Below are 17,145 nucleotides of genomic sequence, written 5' to 3'. Positions count from 1 at the left end.
GGCGGCCAGCCGCTAGGTGCCGTGACGCCAGGAGGCCAGGTACGACTCCTGCTGGGCGGTGAGATCGTCGATCTCGACGTTCATGGACGCGAGCTTGAGCCGGGCGATCTCGCGGTCGATCTCGCGCGGCACCACGTAGACCTTCCGCTCGAGCGTCCGCCCGCGCTTGACCATGACCTCGGCGGCCAGCGCCTGGTTGGCGAAGCTCATGTCCATGACCGCGGCCGGATGGCCCTCGGCGGCGGCGAGGTTGATCAGCCGGCCCTCGCCGAGCACGTAGATGCGCCGGCCGCCGGACAGCGTGTGCTCCTCCACGAGGGGGCGCACCTCCCGGCGGTGCTGGGCCAGGGCCGCCAGCGCCGGCAGATCGATCTCGACGTTGAAGTGGCCCGAATTGGCCAGGATCGCGCCGTCCTTCATCCGCGCGAAATGCTCCTTGCCGATGACCGAGGTGTTGCCGGTGACGGTGACGAAGACGTCGCCCGCCTCGGCGGCCTTCAGCATCGGCATCACCGGGAAGCCGTCCATGACCGCCTCCAGCGCGCGCAACGGCTCCACCTCGGTGACGACGACGTGCGCGCCCATGCCCTTGGCCCGGGCGGCCACGCCGCGGCCGCACATGCCGTAACCGGCGACGACGACGGTCCGGCCGGCCAGCAGGATGTTGGTGGCGCGGAGGATCCCGTCGATGGTCGACTGGCCGGTGCCGTAGCGGTTGTCGAAGAGGTGCTTGGTGTCGGCGTCGTTGACGGCGATGACCGGAAAGGCCAGCACGCCCTCTTTCTCCATGGCCCGCAGGCGGAGGACGCCGGTCGTCGTCTCCTCGGTGCCGCCGATGACTTCGCCGACCTGGTGGCTCCCGCCCTCGCCGTGGAGCTGGGAGATGAGGTCCGCCCCGTCGTCCATCGTCACCTGCGGGCGCGTGCCCAGGACCGCCGCCAGGTGACGGTAGTAGGTCGGGTGGTCCTCGCCCTTACGGGCGAAGACGGCCACGTCGTACTCCTTCACGAGCGCCGCGGCGGTCTCGTCCTGCGTGGACAGGGGGTTCGACGCGCACAGCGCCACCTGGCCGCCGCCGGCCTTGAGCGTGAGCATGAGCACGGCAGTCTCCGCCGTCACGTGCAGGCAGGCGCCCAGGCGGATGCCCTGGAGGGGCTTGTCCTTCGCGAACCGCTCGCGCACCTGGCGGAGCACCGGCATCGACTGCTCGGCCCACTCGATCCGGAGGCGCCCGGCCGCGGCCAGGGAGAGATCCTTGACGTCGTGGTCAACCATCGCGCTCTTCGTCCTTTCGTCCTGGCTTCAAGCGAAGATCACGGCCGGGTTCGAATCAACGGCCTCGAGCGCCGGCGAAGCCGGCGCAATCATCCTTTGGGGTGGCTTGGAGGGGTCCGTGAGGCCTCCTCCGACTATGGATCCGGACGGGGCCGCGAGGCCGTGACGTCCGCCCCATCCGATTAGACGCGGACGTCGTCGCGCAGGTCCTTCACCCGATCTGTCCGCTCCCAGGTGAATTCCGGCTCGGACCGGCCAAAGTGCCCGTACGCCGCCGTCTTTTTGTAAATGGGGCGCCGCAGGTTCAGGTACTTGATGATTCCGGCGGGCGTGAAGTCGAAGTGGCGCCGGATCATCTCCTGCAGCCTCGCGTTCGGCACCTTCCCGGTGCCAAAGGTGTCCACCATGATCGAGACCGGATCGGCCACACCGATGGCGTAGGCCACCTGCACCAGCGCCCGCTCGGCCAGGCCGGCGGCCACGATGTTCTTGGCCACATGGCGGGCCATGTAGCAGGCCGAGCGATCGACCTTCGTGGGATCCTTGCCGGAGAAGGCCCCGCCTCCGTGCGGGCAGGAGCCGCCGTAGGTGTCGACGATGATCTTGCGTCCGGTGAGGCCGGTGTCTCCCATCGGGCCGCCGGTCACGAACCGTCCGGTCGGGTTGACGTGGAAGACGCATTGCTTGCGGTCCAGCAGCTCGGCGGGGATCGTCGGCACGATGCACTGCTCGATGACGTCCTCGCGGATCCGCTCGCTCGACACGTCGGGACCGTGCTGGGTCGAGACGACGACCGTCTCCACCGCGCGCGGCTTGCCGTCCACGTAGCGCACGGTGACCTGGGACTTGCCGTCCGGTCGCAGCCAGTCGATGGCGCCGGACTTCCTCAACTGGGCCAGCCTCATCACCAGCTTGTGGGCCAGCGTGATGGGCAGCGGCATGAACTCGGGCGTCTCCGTGCAGGCGAAGCCGAACATCAGCCCCTGATCGCCCGCGCCCAGGCTGTCCACGCCCATGGCGATGTCGGAGGACTGCTCGTCGATGGCCGTGATCACGGCGCACGTGTCGGAATCGAAGCCGTACTTGGCGCGGGTGTAGCCGACCTGCCGGATCGTCTCGCGGGCGATACGCGGGATGTCGACGTAGCACGCGGTGGTGATCTCGCCTGCCACCACCACCAGGCCGGTGGTGAGGAGTGATTCGCAGGCCACCCGTCCTATCGGATCCTGCGCGATGATCGCATCGAGGACCGCGTCGGAGATCTGATCGGCGATCTTGTCGGGATGACCTTCCGTGACCGATTCCGACGTGAACAGGTACTCGTCCCGCGCCATGTTCGTCATCCCTCCTGCAGAAAAATTCGGGTCAGTGTAGCACGCAGCCGCCGGACTTTCGAGTCATTTTCAGGCGCGCGCGTCCCTCAGGGCGCGCCGCCGCGCAAGCGGGCCTTGAGCGCGTCGAGCGTCGGTACCGGCCAGGGATCGACGCCGCGGAGGATGGCCAGGTAGAAGCTCGTCCACTGGCCGAGCGTGATCAGCGACAGCAGCCGCGCCACGGCCCCCGTGCCCCGCGCCCACACTTCGCTGATCCCCCCGGCGGCCGCACCGATGAGCTCGCGCAGGAGCGCGAAGCGGCGGGCGATCTCGGGCGTCTCCTCGTGGTCGCGCAGGAGGACCAGGTGCATCTGGCGCGCGAAGGGGCCGCCCCACGCCTCGATCTCGTTGTGGTTCATCTCGGGCAGCGTGCCGGACGCGGCAAACGTCTTGGCGTTCTCCGCGAGGTCGGTCTTCCACCGGTAGGCGACGGTGCCGGTGACCGGCCCGCCGTAGATCACCGGTAGCCGGCCGCCCAGGGCGAGCGCCAGGCGTTTGGCCTCGTTGTCGGCAGCCGGGCATTCGGGCCGGAGCGCCCCCGCCTGCGCGTCCAGGGCGCCGAGGGCCTCGTCCACTTCGCTGTCCTCCACGACCGTCAGGTCGGCCGATTTCAGGATCGCGAGCAACGGGAAGAAGAGATAGCCCAGGGCCATCCGCGGCATCAGCCCGGTGGGCAGGGCCACGCGCGGCAGGTTCCGCCGCGCCGCCAGCGCGGCCAGGCGGCCGCCCGCGGTGACGGCGACAAGCGCGCAGCCGCGATCGAGCGCCGCTTCCGCCGCCGATACCGTCTCGGCCGTGTCCCCGGAGTACGACACCACGACGACGAGATCGCGCTTGCCGGCGAGCGCCGGAAGGCCGTAGCCCCGGTGGACCAGGACCGGTACGTCGAGGCGCTCGGCGGCGCAGGCGGCGAGCATATCGCCGCCCGCGGCGGAGCCCCCCATGCCGGCGACGATCACCGTGCGAGGCCGGACGAACGCGCCGCCCGGCTCCGGCCGCAACCCGACCGCCGCGCGACACTGGGCCGGGAAGGCCGCCAGCACCTCCCGCGTCCGGTGGGCGTCGCCCCGCGCAATGGCCGCCGGATCGTCGAGCGTCACCGCGCGCTCACGCTCAAGCTGGTCGTCAGCTCCCACCCCTCAGAGGATACGGCCGGCAGCGGCCACACGATGAGAAAAGCGGTGCCCTGGTAGATTCGTTCGAAGCCTCCTTCCGACACCGACACCGTCTCCACGGGTCCCCACGAGAGCTCGGCCGCCGGGCTCCAGCCGAGACGCGCCTCGATGCCGATCCATTCGTCGACCAGCGTGACGCTCGAGACGTCGGCTCGTCGCCCGGCGCCTCGGAGCGGCGGCCGGCCGGGCAGCGCCAAGTACCGGTCGGGCCCGTCGCCCGCGGTGAGCGCGAGATTCCACTGAACCGCCCAGCGGCCCGGGAGAGCCGCCGCCGTCGGCCGGAGCCGGTAGCGGGCTTCGACCGTGGCCGGCCCGATCAGGACGCGCTTTTCGATCCGGAGCGGCGTGTCGTCCCCGGGCTCGAGCGTGAGCACCGCGGCGACGCCGTCCGGCGTCTCTTCGACGCGCGGGCCGAAACGCGCCCGACCGAGCGCCACCCGGGCGGCGCTCCAGGGCGCGACGGGGTCGAGGTCACCGGCGGCGGGGAAGAGGCCGTCGAGCAGGGATCCGCGACGGAACTCGTCGTAGGCCAGCAGCTCGCCGAGTCCGGCCTCCTTGGCGACGGGCGGCTCGTGGATCGTCCGCACCTCGGCGGCCGCGGGGGCGGCGGCGCGGCCCTGCTGCCGGAGCTGGTCGTGGTACGTCTCGGGCCGGCGTGCCAGCACGTCCGCCAGATCGAGCGCGCGCCCGAGATGGCTCAGCTCCGTGAGGGTGCCGCCCGCCTCGGGATTGAGCGTCACCACGAGCTCGCGCGTGCGGACGTGGATCTCTTCGCGCCCGTCGCCGTTGCCATCGGCGCGTGTCCACGCCACCTCGGGCGCGCCCACCGCACGGGCCAGCAGGCGCTCGGCCTCGAGCAGTGACTGCTTGACGGCTCGCCGGAGATGCGGCAGATAGCAGCCGCCGAAGACGCCGTGCCAGTACGCGTCGTTGGCCTGGCCGCGCCAGAGCGCGGTCCTGGCCTGGGCGATCCGGGCGTCGTCCGGGCGCCGAGCCGCTTCGTGGTGGATCGCCTGCGACAGCCGGAGCATCTTCCAGTAGACGTCCGCGACCTCGGGATATTTCACCAGGAAGGCGCGCCAGAAGCCGCCGCGCAGCAGCGTCTGCAGCCGCGCCCCGTCGGCGAGCGTGCCCACGTCGCGCTTGGCGATCTCCAGCTGGCGCCCGGCCGCCGGCAGCAGGGCCCATTCGCCCATCTCTCGGTAGGAGGCGGTGGGCAGGTAGACGCGACCGGCGGCGCGGAACCGGTCGACGACGTCGGCGAACGTGGTCAGCTCGAGCCACGGGAGCGCGAGGAGGCGGTCGAAGAAGCGGTCGAGCCACTGCCGTTCATAGACCAGCGCGTAGGTGCCCGGCCACACCCCGAACTTCTCGCCGTCGTCGACCATCGTCAGCGTTTCCACCCGCGACCGCCGACTCTCGAGGTACTCGACCGTGGCCTCGACCTCGGCGAACGGGATCAGGTAGCGCAGGCGCTGGTTGATGGGAAAGACGCCGACCACGGCGCCCTGGTCCTCGGTGAGGTAGTAGCCACCCAGCGTATCGGGATCGAAGCCGGCCAGGGCGAAGTGGCTGTCGTCGACGAGCACGTACTCGACGCCCGCGTCCCGGATGGTCCGGGGCAGCTGGGGCTCCCACACGCGCTCGGCCAGCCACATGCCGCGGGGGCGGACGCCGAAGTGCGACTTGATGAAGTCGGTGAGGAGCTCGATCTGGCCGACCTTGTCCTGGTCGGGCAGGATCGCCAGGATCGGCTCGTAGAACCCCCCGGTGAGCAGCTCGACCTGGCCGCGGCCGACCAGGGTGGCGAGCAGATCGAACGTGGCCGGCGAGCGCTCGCGCAGCCACTCCAGAAGGCTTCCCGTCCAGTGCGCGGTCAGGCGGACTTCGGGGTGGGCGTGCAGGCGCTCGAGGAAGGGCCGGTACGCCCGGGCCGTGGCCTCCTCGAGAACGTGATCGAACTGGCCGACAGGCTGGTGATTGTGGACGCCAAAGCCGAGCGCCAGCCGCCCACCGCTCACGAGCCCTACTCGCGATCCAGATCCCGGTGCACGACGCTCGGCGCGAGACCGAGCTCGTCGAGGAACGGCTTGAGTTCCTCCACGACGGCGACCGAGCGGTGGCGCCCGCCGGTGCAGCCGACGGCGATCGTCAGGTACGCCTTGCCCTCCCGCTCGTAGGCGGGCAGGAGGAAGCGCAGCAGATCTTGAAGTCGCGCCAGCAGCTCCCGGCTCTCGGGATGGCGCATGATGAACTCCCGCACGCGCGCGTCCCGGCCGTCCAGGGCCCGGAGATTGTCGACGAAATGGGGATTGGCCAGGAAGCGGACGTCGAAGACCAGGTCGGCATCGATCGGGATGCCGTGCTTGAAGCCGAAGGAGATCAGCATCGTCGCCAGCCCCGCCCGCGCCTTCGGCGCCCCGTAGAGCTCGACGAGGAGATCCCGGAACTGGTGGACGGTCAACGCCGAGGTATCGACGATCCGATCGGCGATCTCGCGCATGTGGGCCAGCGCCTTGCGCTCGGCCCGGATCGCGTCCAGCACGTGGCCGTCGCCGGCCAGCGGGTGGCGTCGGCGCGTCTCGTGGTAGCGGCGGACGAGCGCCTCGTCGCCGGCCTCGATGAAGAGGACCTCCACCGCGTGGCGGCGCGCCTTGAGCGCCTGGAGCGCGTCGAGGAGGTGCGAGAGGTACTCCCCTTCCCGCACGTCCACGCCCAGCGCGACGCGGCGGATCTTCTGCATCGAGCGGGCCACCAAGTCCGAGAAGGTGGGGATCAGCGTGGTCGGCAGGTTGTCGACACAGAAGTAGCCCATGTCCTCGAAGCACTTGATGGCGAAGCTCTTGCCGGCCCCGCTCATGCCGGTGATGACGACGAACCCGATCGACTCGGCCGCCGTCACGCCACTGGCTCGATGAGGCCCAGGCCGCCGTTGCGGCGGCGGTACAGCACGTTGACGTCGCTGGTCTCGGCGTTGCGGAAGACGAGGAACTGGCCGTCGCGGAGGCCGAGCTGCATCACTGCCTCCTCCACCGACATGGGCTTGGCGACCAGGCGGCGCGGGACCAGGTCCGGCCCCGCTCCCGCGTCGGGGCCGGTCGGCGGACGGCTCGGCAGGCGCGCCTGCCCGGCTCGTCCCCGGTGCTGGCGGCGGTCCTTGTCCTCGCGGACCTGCCGGCCCAGGGCCTCGAGCGCGTCGTCCACCGCCGCCACGAGGTCGCCGGCCGTCGCCTCGCTCGAGAAGGTCCGCCGCCGGGCCCGTAGCGTGAACCGGGCCGTCCGGCGGAACTTCTCGGCCGCGCACACGACCCGGGCGTCGAGGATCTTCGGGAGCACGCGGGCGACCTTCGTCACCTTGCGTTCGATTAGCGCCTTGAACCCCGGCGTGAGCATGACGCCGCGGCCGCTGATGATCACCTGCATCGGGGCCGCCGCACCTACCGCCGCTTGGGCGCGAGGCGGCGCTGATGGGAGGGCAGGATCCCCAGCTCCTCCCGGTACTTGGCTACCGTACGCCGCGCGATCACGAGCCCCCGGCCCTTCAGGATCTGGGCCACTTCCTGGTCGGAGAGCGGCTTGGAGGGATCCTCGTTGGCCAGCAGGTCCTGGATCATCTTCTTGACGGACACGGACGAGACCATGTCGCCGCCGTCCGAAGCGATGCCGCTGTGGAAGAAGAACTTCAGCTCGAAGAGCCCTTGAGGCGTCTCCACGTACTTGTTCGTGGTCACCCGGCTGATGGTGGACTCGTGCATGCCGATATCTTCGCCGACGTCGCGCAGGGACAGCGGCCGCAGGTACGGCAGTCCTTTGTCGAGGAACTCCCGCTGGAACTTGACGATCGACTGGGTCACCTTCCGCAGCGTCCGCTGCCGCTGATCCACGCTCTTGATCAGCCACACCGCCGAGCGGAGCTTCTGCTCGACGTACTGGCGCGCTTCGTCGCCGGCGGTGCGGAGCAGCGACCGGTAGAGCGAGTTGACCCGCAGGCGCGGAATGCCGTCCTCGTTGAGGACGACGACGTAGTCGCTGCCCATCTTGTGGACGACGACGTCGGGCACGATGTAGCGCGAGTCGTTGCCCCCGAAGCGGCGGCCCGGCTTCGGCTCCAGGCCCATGATCTCTTCCACCGACTCCATCACGCGGTCCAGGGGCAGCTTGAGCGCCCGCGCGATGTCGGGGTACCGGCGGCGCGAGAGGTCCTCGAAGTGCTGCTCCACGATCTCGACCGAGACCGGATCCGGGTTGGGGTCGCTCTTGAGCTGGATCAGCAGGCACTCCTGGACGGAGCGGGCGGCTACGCCGGGTGGGTCGAAGCCCTGCACCATCGCCACCACGCGCTCGGCCTCCTCCACGGAGACGTCGCAGCGCTGGGCGATCTCGCTGGGCTCCGCGCGCAGGTAGCCGTCGTCGTCCAGGTTGCCGATGATCTCGTTGCCGATCCGGCGGATCACGGGGTCCGTGGTGGAGAAGCGGAGCTGCTCCTCCAGGTGATCGGTGAGCGACGACTCGGAGCGCACCATGTTCTCGAAGGGCAGGTCGTCGCGTTCCTCCTGGGCGACGAGCGAGCGCTCCTGGTGGTCGTCGTCGAACATCACCGCGGGCAGGTCGAACGGCAGGTCGTCGGTGGCCCGCTCCTTGTCGACGGGGGACGGCTCGACCGGCTGGGAGGCGGGTGGGGGCGGCTCGGGCGCCTGCGGGCTGTCCGGCGTCTCCGGCGCCTCCGGCGCCTCGGTCGGCACCTCCTCCAGGAGCGGGTTCTCCAGCAGCTCCTTCTGCACCACCTCCTGCAGCTCGAGCGTGGAGAGCTGCAGGAGCTGGATCGCCTGCTGCAGCAGCGGGGTCATGACCACCCGCTGGCTCTGCCGGAGGGAAAGTCGGGTTTCCATCGCCATGGCGGAGCTCTTCCGGGCTAGAGAGAGAACCGCTCGCCCAGGTAGATCTCCCGGGCGGTCGGGTTGTTGGCAATTTCGGTGGCGGTGCCGGAGACCAGCACCTTGCCACCGTACAGGATGTAGGCGCGGTCGGTGATCGACAACGTCTCCCGGACGTTGTGGTCGGTGATGAGGATCCCGATGCCGCGATCGCGAAGCCGCGCGATGATCTCCTGGATGTCACCGATGGCGATCGGATCGATGCCGGTGAACGGCTCGTCCAGGAGCAGGTACTGCGGCGAGGTCACCAGCGCCCGCGTGATCTCGAGCCGGCGCCGCTCGCCGCCCGAGAGCGTGTCGGCGGGATAGGGCGCCAGCGGGGTGAGGTCCAGCTCGGCCAGGAGCTCATGGCAGCGCTCGCGCCGCTCGGCGGCCGTGAGATCCAGCGTCTCCAGGATCGCCAGGAGGTTCTCCTCGACGGTCAGCTTCCGGAACACCGACGATTCCTGCGGGAGATAGCCGAGCCCCATCCGGCACCGGCGGTACATGGGCAGCGCGCTGATCTCCTCACCCTCCAGGAAGATGCGGCCACGGTCCGTCGGCAGGAGCCCGACCATCATGTAGAAGGACGTCGTCTTGCCGGCGCCGTTGGGGCCGAGCAGGCCGACCACCTCGCCCCGCTGGATGTCGAGCGACACGTGATCGACGACCTTGCGGTGCTTGAACCACTTCGTGAGCTCGAGAGCGACGAGGCCTTCCATCGGCTCAGTTCTGGCAGCCCGGCTGGGGTTTCGACGCCGCCGCGGTCGTGGTCGAGTCGGCCGGCTTGGCCTGCTCCTTCTGGTAGAAGACCGCCTTGACCCGCTCCTGGCGTCCCCCTTGGACGATGCTGCGGTCCTGGGAGAGGAAGATGGTGATCGTGTCGCCGCTCACCACGTTGTCCTCTTGCCAGACGCGGGCGTTGCCGATCAACACCATGCGCTGCTCGAGGTCGAAGTACTCCGCGCGCTTGGCCGTGCCCGTCCGGCAGTCCTTGGTGACGATGCGCACGTTCCCGCTTGATACGGTGCGCAAGATCCGGTCGCCCTTCTCGTCGAGATAGACCTCCATGCGGTCGGCGTACTGCACGGAGTTGTTCTGGCGCGCCACGACGTTTCCGATGAAGATGACGAGGCTCTCCTTGCCGAAGCGCTCCATCCTGTCGGCGTCGACGGTCACGGGTTGATTCCGGTCCTCGACGGACCGGGGCGGCGTCGCCGGCGGAGGTGGCCCCGTCTGCGCCAGCGCGGCCGCGGCGGCCCCCAGCGCGGCGGCGAGCAACCCGAGCCCGATCAGGGCGCGCCTCCTCACTGCCCCTGCCCGCGCCCGAACGTCGCCCGCACCGGGCCCTTGACCGTGGTGGCCTCGTCGGCCATCCGTACGTCGAGCGCAGTGCCGTCGATGACCGTCCCCTCGCGGACGAGTTTGACCGGTGCGTCCGTCCACATCCGGCGCTCGGTGCCCTGCCAGCGGAGCACGCTCGTCTCGAGCCGGAGCCCGTCGTCGGACGTCAGCACCACGTTCCGGCGGAGCTCGAGGTTCTTCGTGTCCTTGAAGAAGTCCCCCTCCTCGCCGACGATCGTCCAGGCCCGATCCCGGTCCTGGACATGCACCGTGACCCTGCGCAAAGCCGTCCGCCCCTCCTGGTCGAACACCGAGACCTGATCCGCCACGAGCTGCCACCGCCCGCCACCCGCGGACTCCTCCTGAAGCTGGACTTCTTTGAGGCTTATGTCCGCGCTCGATGGCCGGGGTCCGAGCGCTTCGATGCTGGCCGTCCGGCTCCTGGCGACGAGGATGCCCGCCACGATCAGGACGAACAGGGCGACGACGACTAGGATGCGGCGCGCTAGACGATCCATGTTGGCACCCTGCAATTTCGATACCAGCCTATCACATGGCTGGAGAGCGTGGAAGGGGAAAGCGCCTGGCGCCGCAATTACATGTCGATCTTGGCGCGGAGGATGTCGTGGAGGTGGATGACACCCATCGGTCGCCGCTCTTCGTCGACGATGACGAGACTGGTGATCGCGAAGGTCTCCATCACCTCCAGCGCCTTGGCGGCCAGATCCTCGGCGGCGATTGTCTTGGGCGTGCGCGAGGCGACCTCGCCAGCGCGGAGGTTGGCGACCGGCTCCGGACGGAGATGCATCCGGCGCAAATCGCCGTCGGTGATCACGCCGAGCAGACGACCGTCCGTATCCACCACCGTCGTCATGCCCAGGCGCTTGTGCGTCATCTCGACGATGACGTCCTTCATGAGCGCCTCCGCCCGAACGACGGGCACCTCGTCGCCGGTGTGCATGAGATCCGCGATGCGGAAGAGCGTGCGCCAGCCCAGGCTGCCCCGCGGATGTAGCGCGGCGAAGTCCTCCGGTCTCAGGCCGCGCAGCTCCAGCAGCACCATGGCGATCGCGTCGCCCACGGCGAGGGCCGCCGTCGTGCTCGAGGTGGGCGCGAGATTCATGGGGCACGCCTCCTCGGCCACGGCGACGTCCAGGATGACCTCGCACTGGCGGGCGAGCGTGGACTGCGGGTTGCCCGTGAGGAGCACGATGGGCACGCCGAGCCGCTTGAGCGGCGGGAGGATCGCCAGGACCTCGTCGGTCTCGCCGGAGTTCGACAGCGCGAGCATGACGTCCCCGCGGGCGACCATGCCGAGGTCGCCGTGCACGCCCTCCGCCGGATGGAGGAAATACGCGGGGGTGCCCGTCGACGCCAGGGTGGCGGCGATCTTCCGCCCGATGAGCCCGGACTTGCCCATGCCGGTGACGATCACGCGGCCGGTGCAGCGGAAGAGCAGGTCGACCGCCCGGTCGAAGCGCTCGTCCAGGCGGGGAATGAGGGCGAGGATTGCCTCGGCCTCCAATCGTAAGACCCGCTCGGCCAGGCGGCGCGGCTTGCTCATCGCAGCGCGGCCCGGATCGCGCACACTTCATCGAGCACCCGAGGCAGGTCGTCGATGCGCAGCATGTTCGGCCCGTCCGACAGCGGGCGCCCGTCTGATAGCGTGCGGTTGGGGTCCTCGTGCATCTCCATGAAGAGCGCATCCACGCCCACGGCGATGGCCGCGCGCGCGAGCGCGGGCACGTACTGGCGCTCGCCGCCCGAGCGCGTGCCCCCGGCACCGGGCCGCTGCACGGAGTGGGTGGCGTCGAAGACGACGGGAAAACCGAGCTCTCGCATCTGGATGAGCCCGCGCATGTCGACGACGAGGTTGTGATAGCCGAAGGTCGTGCCGCGCTCGGTCAGCAGCACGCTCTGATTGCCCGTCGACACCACCTTGTCCACGATGTTCTTCATGTCTTGGGGCGCCAGGAACTGGCCCTTCTTGACGTTGACCGGCTTCCCCGTACGGGCCGCGGCCAGGACCAGGTCCGTCTGCCGGCACAGGAAGGCGGGAATCTGGAGCACGTCGAGGACTTCGGCGGCAGGCGCCACCTCCTCTACCTGGTGCACGTCGGAGAGCACCGGCACGCCCACCCCGTCCCGGACGCGGCGAAGGATGCGCAGGCCCTCCTGCAGGCCGGGCCCGCGATAGCCGTCCGCCGACGAGCGATTGGCCTTGTCATAGGAGGACTTGTAGATGAAGGGGACCCGGCGGTCGGCGGCGATGGTGGCGAGGCGCTCGGCGGTCATGAGTGCGTGCTTTTCGTTCTCGATGGCGCAGGGGCCGCCGATGAGGACCAGCGGATGACCCCCGCCGATCGGGATCGAGCCGACCCGCACCTCCCGGGTGGACGCGCTCATAGGTCGGAGGGGGCGCCTTCACAGGCGCGCCCACAGGGCGCGACGGCCCCGTCCGAGACCCCAAGTCGGAGGGGGCCGCGCGGCCCCCTCCGAACCTCCCCAAAGGATTGCGCCGGCAAAACCGGCGCTCGAAGGAGCGCGCTCTGGACGCGATACCACTCTTCGATAAACATAGGACGGCTCATGCCAGGCCCGCGTGCGCCAGGGCCGCGTGCACGAAGCCGGCGAAGAGCGGGTGCGGGTCCCACGGGCGCGAGCGGAACTCGGGGTGGAACTGTCCGGCCACGAAGTAAGGGTGCTCGGGCAGCTCGATCATCTCCACGACCTGCTTCTCGGCCCAGACGCCCGATACGCGGAGGCCGTTCTTCTCGAGCTGCTGTAGATACTCGTTGTTCACTTCGTACCGGTGCCGGTGGCGCTCGTGGATGATGGACCGGCCGTAGAGCTGCGCCGCCAGACTCCCCTCGGCGAGCACGATCGGATAGAGGCCCAGGCGCATGGTCCCGCCCTTGGCGGCGATGGCCCGCTGCTCCGGCAGCAGGTCGATGACCGGATGGGGGGAGCCGGGATCGAACTCCGAGGAGTTCGCGCCGGCCAGGGTGCAGACGTTGCGGGCGAACTCGATGATCGCGCACTGCATGCCCAGGCAGATCCCGAAGTATGGCACGCCCCGCTCGCGCGCATAGCGGACCGCGGTGATCTTGCCCTCGATGCCCCGGTCGCCGAAGCCGCCGGGCACCAGGATGCCGTGGATGTCCGCGAAGTGCGTGGCCGGGCCGTCCCGCTCGATCTGCTCGGCGTCCACCCAGGCGACCTCCACCCGGGCCTCGTTGGCGATGCCGCCGTGGGCGAGCGCCTCGACCAGGCTTTTGTAGGAGTCCTTCAGGTCGATGTACTTGCCGACCACCGCGATGCGCGTGGTGGCGCGGGGCGATTTCACCCGCTTCACCACGTCCTCCCAGCGCCGGAGATCGCTGGGGCGCGGGTCGAGCCCGAGGAGCTTGACGATGATGGCGTCCAGCCCCTCCCGGTGAAAGACGAGCGGCACCTCGTAGACGGTATCGACGTCCTTGGCGGTGATGACGGCCTCTTCCTCGACGTCGCAGAAGAGCGCGATCTTGGATTTGATGCCCGGGGGCAGATAGCGATCGGTGCGGCAGAGCAGGACGTCCGGCTGGATCCCGATGGCCCGCAGTTCCTTCACCGAGTGCTGGGTCGCCTTCGTCTTCAGCTCCTGGGCCGCCTGCATGAACGGCACCAGCGTCAGGTGGATGTAGATGACGTTGTCCTTCCCGACGTCCTTCTTGAGCTGCCGGATGGCTTCCAGGAAGGGCAGGCTCTCGATGTCGCCCACGGTGCCCCCGACCTCCACGATGACGACGTCGACGTCGGCGGCGATCCCGCGGATGGAGGCCTTGATCTCGTCGGTGATGTGAGGGATCACCTGCACGGTGCGGCCCAGATAGTCGCCGCGGCGCTCCTTCTGAATCACCGAGAAATACACCTTGCCCGTGGTGACGTTGTGGTCCCGGCTGACCCGCACCGAAGTGAACCGCTCGTAGTGGCCGAGATCCAGATCGGTCTCGCCGCCGTCGTCGGTGACGAAGACCTCGCCGTGTTGATAGGGGCTCATCGTTCCCGCGTCGATGTTGATGTAGGGGTCCATCTTCTGAAGCGTCACGCGGTAGCCGCGGGCCTCCAGGAGCGCCCCGATCGAGGCGGCCGCCAGCCCTTTGCCCAGCGACGACACGACGCCACCGGTCACGAAGATGAATTTCGGAGCCAACCCATCCCTCCTTTCTGATCGGTCATGCCTCCGTCGATCCAGTCTCGCACAGACGCTGCTTCCCCGTCCCGGTCGTTGATCGTTCCGTCCAGCCGGGCGTCCCGCAACGCCGCCAGCACGCGCGCGACGTCACCCCCGCGCTCCACCCCGAGCGCGACGATGTCGGCCCCACCCAGCGCGGGCCGCACGCCCCGCGCCCGCGCCACGAACCACTCGATCGCCGCGCGCAGGGGGGGCTCGTCGCTCAGCCAGAGCCAGGCGAGCTCCAGGTCGGCCCGATCCCACAGCGACCGGGCGCGCTCGCTGGGACGGGTGGCTGCGGCCAGCCGCCGGGTCAGGGCGGGGGCGCCGTCGAGCGCGCGCGCCGCGCGCGCCAGGGGCTCGCCGCTCAGGCCGAGCCGTATCAGTGCGCTCATGGCGACCTCGCGCGGCTGATCGCCCAGCACGGCCAGCGCTCCCAGCTCGAGCGGGGCTACGCGCAGGCCGTGGCGGCCGGCCCAGTCCAGTGCCGCCCCCAGCACGCTCACGCGGGCGGCCGTCGTCGGCCGGAAGCGATACCGCGCGTCGAGCAGGCGAAAGGCCCCCACCCTTCCGAGACGGCGCAGCGCTACGTCGGGGTGGGCATCGCCGAGGATCAGCTCCAGCTCGGCCGCGATGCGTTGCCCCGAGAGCGCCGGGTACGGCGCCAGGCTCAGCGCCAGCGCCTGAGCCCTCGAGGTCCAGCCGTCGGGCGAGAAACCCAGGCGCGCGGCGTAGCGCGCCGCCCGGAAGATGCGCGTGGGATCTTCTACGAACGAGAGCGGGTGCAAGACGCGCAGTCGCCGCCGGGCCAGGTCGCTCCGGCCGCCGAAAGGATCGAGCAGCTCGAAGGTGCCAGACGCGAGCCCGACCGCCATTGCGTTGATCGCGAAGTCGCGCCGGGCGAGATCCTGGCCGATGGTGGATGGCATCACGCGCGGCAGCGCCCCGCGCGTTTCGTAGCGTTCCGATCGGGCCGTGGCGATGTCGATGCGCCCGACCGCGGGCACGGTGAGTGACGCGGTGAGGAAGCGGACGTGCTCGACGAGCGCGCCGGTGGTCGGGACGCCGAGCACGCCGGCGAGCGCCCGCGCCAGGGCCAGCCCGTCGCCCTCGACGACGATGTCGATATCGCCGCCGCTGCCCAGGCCGCCGGGGTCGGTCGCGGGCTCACGAATCGCGTCGCGAACGGTGCCCCCGGCCAGGAAGGTGCGCATCCCGTGCGCGACTGCGAGGCGGCCGATCGCCACCAGCGCCTCCCGCGTCGCCTCGGACAGGCGCCGAGCAAAGCGGGGGCCGAGGGCCGCACCGACATCGGGGCGGCCGGGCGCCGGCGCCACCGCGCCCACGGGGCCCCGGCGATCACGCACGATGACCAGGGCGGCGCCCGCGGCGAGCAGGCGCCGCACCCTGACCTCGGTCTGGCCAGCCTCGACGGAGGGCAACGGCCGAGCCAGGGCCGCGGCGGGCAGATCCTCCAGGCTGAGGCGTGCGCCCCGCGCGAGGTCCTCTCGCAGCACCCACGTGGTGCCGCCCGGAGTCACCACGCCGGCGTTGCGGGCGCGAGCGACCTTGAGCGCGTCGGCCACCCGGGCTCCTGCCGGCACCCGCGCGATGGCCATGTTGACGAGCCCCTCCGCGCCTGGATCAACTTGGGGATAGACGTGCGCCCGCTTCGCCATCCTCATCGCTCGGAAGGGGGCTTGGCCCCCCTGCCGAATCCAGGGTTGGAGGTGGCCTGGCGGCCCCCTTCGGATCCGTAGTTGGAGGAGGTCTCACGGCCCCCTCCGGATCCATAGTCAGAGAGGGCCTCACGGCCCCCTCCGAACCTCCCCAAAGGTGGCGCCGGCAGAGCGGGCGCTCGAACCGCGTCACCTGAGCCGGGGATCATCTCGGCTCTCGGGTGAAACCTGTCGTACATCCGCCGCACGGTGGCAGACGGCAGGTGGGTGTAGATCTGCGTCGTCGCGATGTCGGCGTGCCCGAGCATCACCTGCACCGATCGGAGGTCGGCGCCGTTCTCGAGGAGGTGGCTGGCGAAGGAGTGGCGCAGGACATGGGGAGAGACGCAGTATCGCAGCCCGGCGGCGGCGGCGGCCCGGCGGACGATCGTCCACAGCGACTGTCGCGAGAGCGGGCTGCCCCGCGGGTTGACGAACAGGCGCCCGCAGTCACGCCGGCGCGTGGCGAGTGGGCGCGCCGCGGCGAGGTAGCGCTGGAGCCACGTCACCGCTTCGGCGCCGAGCGGCACCAGGCGCTGCTTGCGTCCCTTGCCCGTGCAGACCGCATAGCCGGCGGTCAGGTTGACGTCTTCCAGGCGCAGACCGAGGCACTCGGACGCCCGCATTCCGGTGGCGTAGAGCAGCTCCAGGAGCGCCCGGTCACGGAGGCCGCGGACCCCCGTCACATCTGGGCTTTCGACCAGCGACGCCGCCGCCCGGGGCGAGAGCGTGTGGGGCAACGGTCGGGATCCGCGGGGAAGCTCGATGTGCTCGGTCGGGTCCCGGCGCAGCGCGCCTTCGCGCAGGAGGTGGCGGATGAACCCGCGGAGCGCCGACAGTCGCCGGGCGATGCTCGCTGGCTTGAGGCCGTTGGCGCGGAGCCGCTCCACGTAGGTCACGACGTCGTCGGCGCGCGCGGCGGCCAGCCTGCGCCCCCGGCCCTCAAGGAAGCCGAGGAAGTCCTGCAGGTCGCGGCGGTAGGCGGCCAGCGTGTGCGGGGAGGCGCTGCGCTCGGCCTGGAGAACCTCGAGGAATTCGACGACGGGATCCCTTCCGGACTCGGGCCGGCGGCTGGCTGCCGGCCTCCGGCGCTCGCGCAACCTGCGGCGCGGGCTGAACGGAATGGGCACAGCG

The 17,145-nt window shown here is 70.3% G+C and carries 15 protein-coding genes; all 15 read right to left on the bottom strand.

Features of this window, described 5'->3' with window-relative positions:
- Nucleotides 1–12: 12 nt before the first annotated feature.
- Nucleotides 13–1,275, bottom strand: coding sequence for an adenosylhomocysteinase (gene ahcY, locus VGV13_02900; protein HEV8640027.1), 1,263 nt, complete (start codon nt 1,273–1,275; stop codon nt 13–15).
- A gap of 182 nt (nt 1,276–1,457) precedes the next feature.
- Nucleotides 1,458–2,609, bottom strand: a complete 1,152-nt coding sequence (gene metK / locus VGV13_02895; GenBank protein HEV8640026.1) for a methionine adenosyltransferase — start codon at nt 2,607–2,609, stop codon at nt 1,458–1,460.
- Nucleotides 2,610–2,695: 86 nt separating this feature from the next.
- Entirely contained in the window at nt 2,696–3,748 is a 1,053-nt protein-coding gene (locus tag VGV13_02890; GenBank protein ID HEV8640025.1) for a bifunctional phosphoglucose/phosphomannose isomerase, read from the bottom strand.
- A complete protein-coding gene (locus VGV13_02885; protein ID HEV8640024.1) occupies nt 3,745–5,844 on the bottom strand; it encodes an alpha-amylase/4-alpha-glucanotransferase domain-containing protein in 2,100 nt (699 codons plus the stop codon). Before VGV13_02885 ends, VGV13_02890 begins: the two co-directional genes overlap by 4 nt.
- A 5-nt stretch (nt 5,845–5,849) precedes the next feature.
- Nucleotides 5,850–6,725 (bottom strand): RNase adapter RapZ, encoded by an 876-nt coding sequence (gene rapZ / locus VGV13_02880; protein HEV8640023.1) that lies wholly within the window; start codon nt 6,723–6,725, stop codon nt 5,850–5,852.
- The gene (raiA, locus tag VGV13_02875) at nt 6,722–7,246 is read right to left on the bottom strand and encodes a ribosome-associated translation inhibitor RaiA (GenBank protein HEV8640022.1); all 525 of its coding nucleotides are present in this window, start codon (nt 7,244–7,246) and stop codon (nt 6,722–6,724) included. Before raiA ends, rapZ begins: the two co-directional genes overlap by 4 nt.
- A gap of 14 nt (nt 7,247–7,260) precedes the next feature.
- The gene (gene rpoN, locus VGV13_02870) at nt 7,261–8,718 is read right to left on the bottom strand and encodes an RNA polymerase factor sigma-54 (GenBank protein ID HEV8640021.1); all 1,458 of its coding nucleotides are present in this window, start codon (nt 8,716–8,718) and stop codon (nt 7,261–7,263) included.
- Nucleotides 8,719–8,735: 17 nt separating this feature from the next.
- A complete protein-coding gene (gene lptB / locus VGV13_02865; protein HEV8640020.1) occupies nt 8,736–9,458 on the bottom strand; it encodes an LPS export ABC transporter ATP-binding protein in 723 nt (240 codons plus the stop codon).
- A gap of 4 nt (nt 9,459–9,462) precedes the next feature.
- Nucleotides 9,463–10,047 carry a lipopolysaccharide transport periplasmic protein LptA gene (lptA, locus tag VGV13_02860; GenBank protein HEV8640019.1) on the bottom strand — a complete coding sequence of 195 codons (585 nt, stop codon included), beginning with the start codon at nt 10,045–10,047 and terminating at the stop codon, nt 9,463–9,465.
- Nucleotides 10,044–10,598: an LPS export ABC transporter periplasmic protein LptC gene (lptC, locus tag VGV13_02855; protein ID HEV8640018.1), complete on the bottom strand. Its 555-nt coding sequence runs from the start codon at nt 10,596–10,598 to the stop codon at nt 10,044–10,046. The genes lptA and lptC overlap by 4 nt, the downstream gene beginning before the upstream one ends.
- A gap of 77 nt (nt 10,599–10,675) precedes the next feature.
- The gene (locus VGV13_02850) at nt 10,676–11,644 is read right to left on the bottom strand and encodes a KpsF/GutQ family sugar-phosphate isomerase (protein ID HEV8640017.1); all 969 of its coding nucleotides are present in this window, start codon (nt 11,642–11,644) and stop codon (nt 10,676–10,678) included.
- Entirely contained in the window at nt 11,641–12,486 is an 846-nt protein-coding gene (gene kdsA / locus VGV13_02845) for a 3-deoxy-8-phosphooctulonate synthase (GenBank protein HEV8640016.1), read from the bottom strand. The genes VGV13_02850 and kdsA overlap by 4 nt, the downstream gene beginning before the upstream one ends.
- Nucleotides 12,487–12,667: 181 nt before the next feature.
- Nucleotides 12,668–14,272 (bottom strand): CTP synthase, encoded by a 1,605-nt coding sequence (locus tag VGV13_02840; GenBank protein HEV8640015.1) that lies wholly within the window; start codon nt 14,270–14,272, stop codon nt 12,668–12,670.
- Nucleotides 14,248–15,972 carry a hypothetical protein gene (locus VGV13_02835; GenBank protein HEV8640014.1) on the bottom strand — a complete coding sequence of 575 codons (1,725 nt, stop codon included), beginning with the start codon at nt 15,970–15,972 and terminating at the stop codon, nt 14,248–14,250. The genes VGV13_02840 and VGV13_02835 overlap by 25 nt, the downstream gene beginning before the upstream one ends.
- A gap of 2 nt (nt 15,973–15,974) precedes the next feature.
- Nucleotides 15,975–17,141 carry a site-specific tyrosine recombinase XerD gene (gene xerD / locus VGV13_02830; protein HEV8640013.1) on the bottom strand — a complete coding sequence of 389 codons (1,167 nt, stop codon included), beginning with the start codon at nt 17,139–17,141 and terminating at the stop codon, nt 15,975–15,977.
- Between the last annotated feature and the right edge of the window lie 4 nt (nt 17,142–17,145).

The sequence above is a fragment of the Candidatus Methylomirabilota bacterium genome (assembly GCA_036001065.1).
Classification (GTDB): domain Bacteria; phylum Methylomirabilota; class Methylomirabilia; order Rokubacteriales; family CSP1-6; genus MNEF01.
The sequence above is the reverse complement of the archived record's forward strand: the minus strand, read 5'-3'. Positions and strand labels throughout refer to the sequence as shown.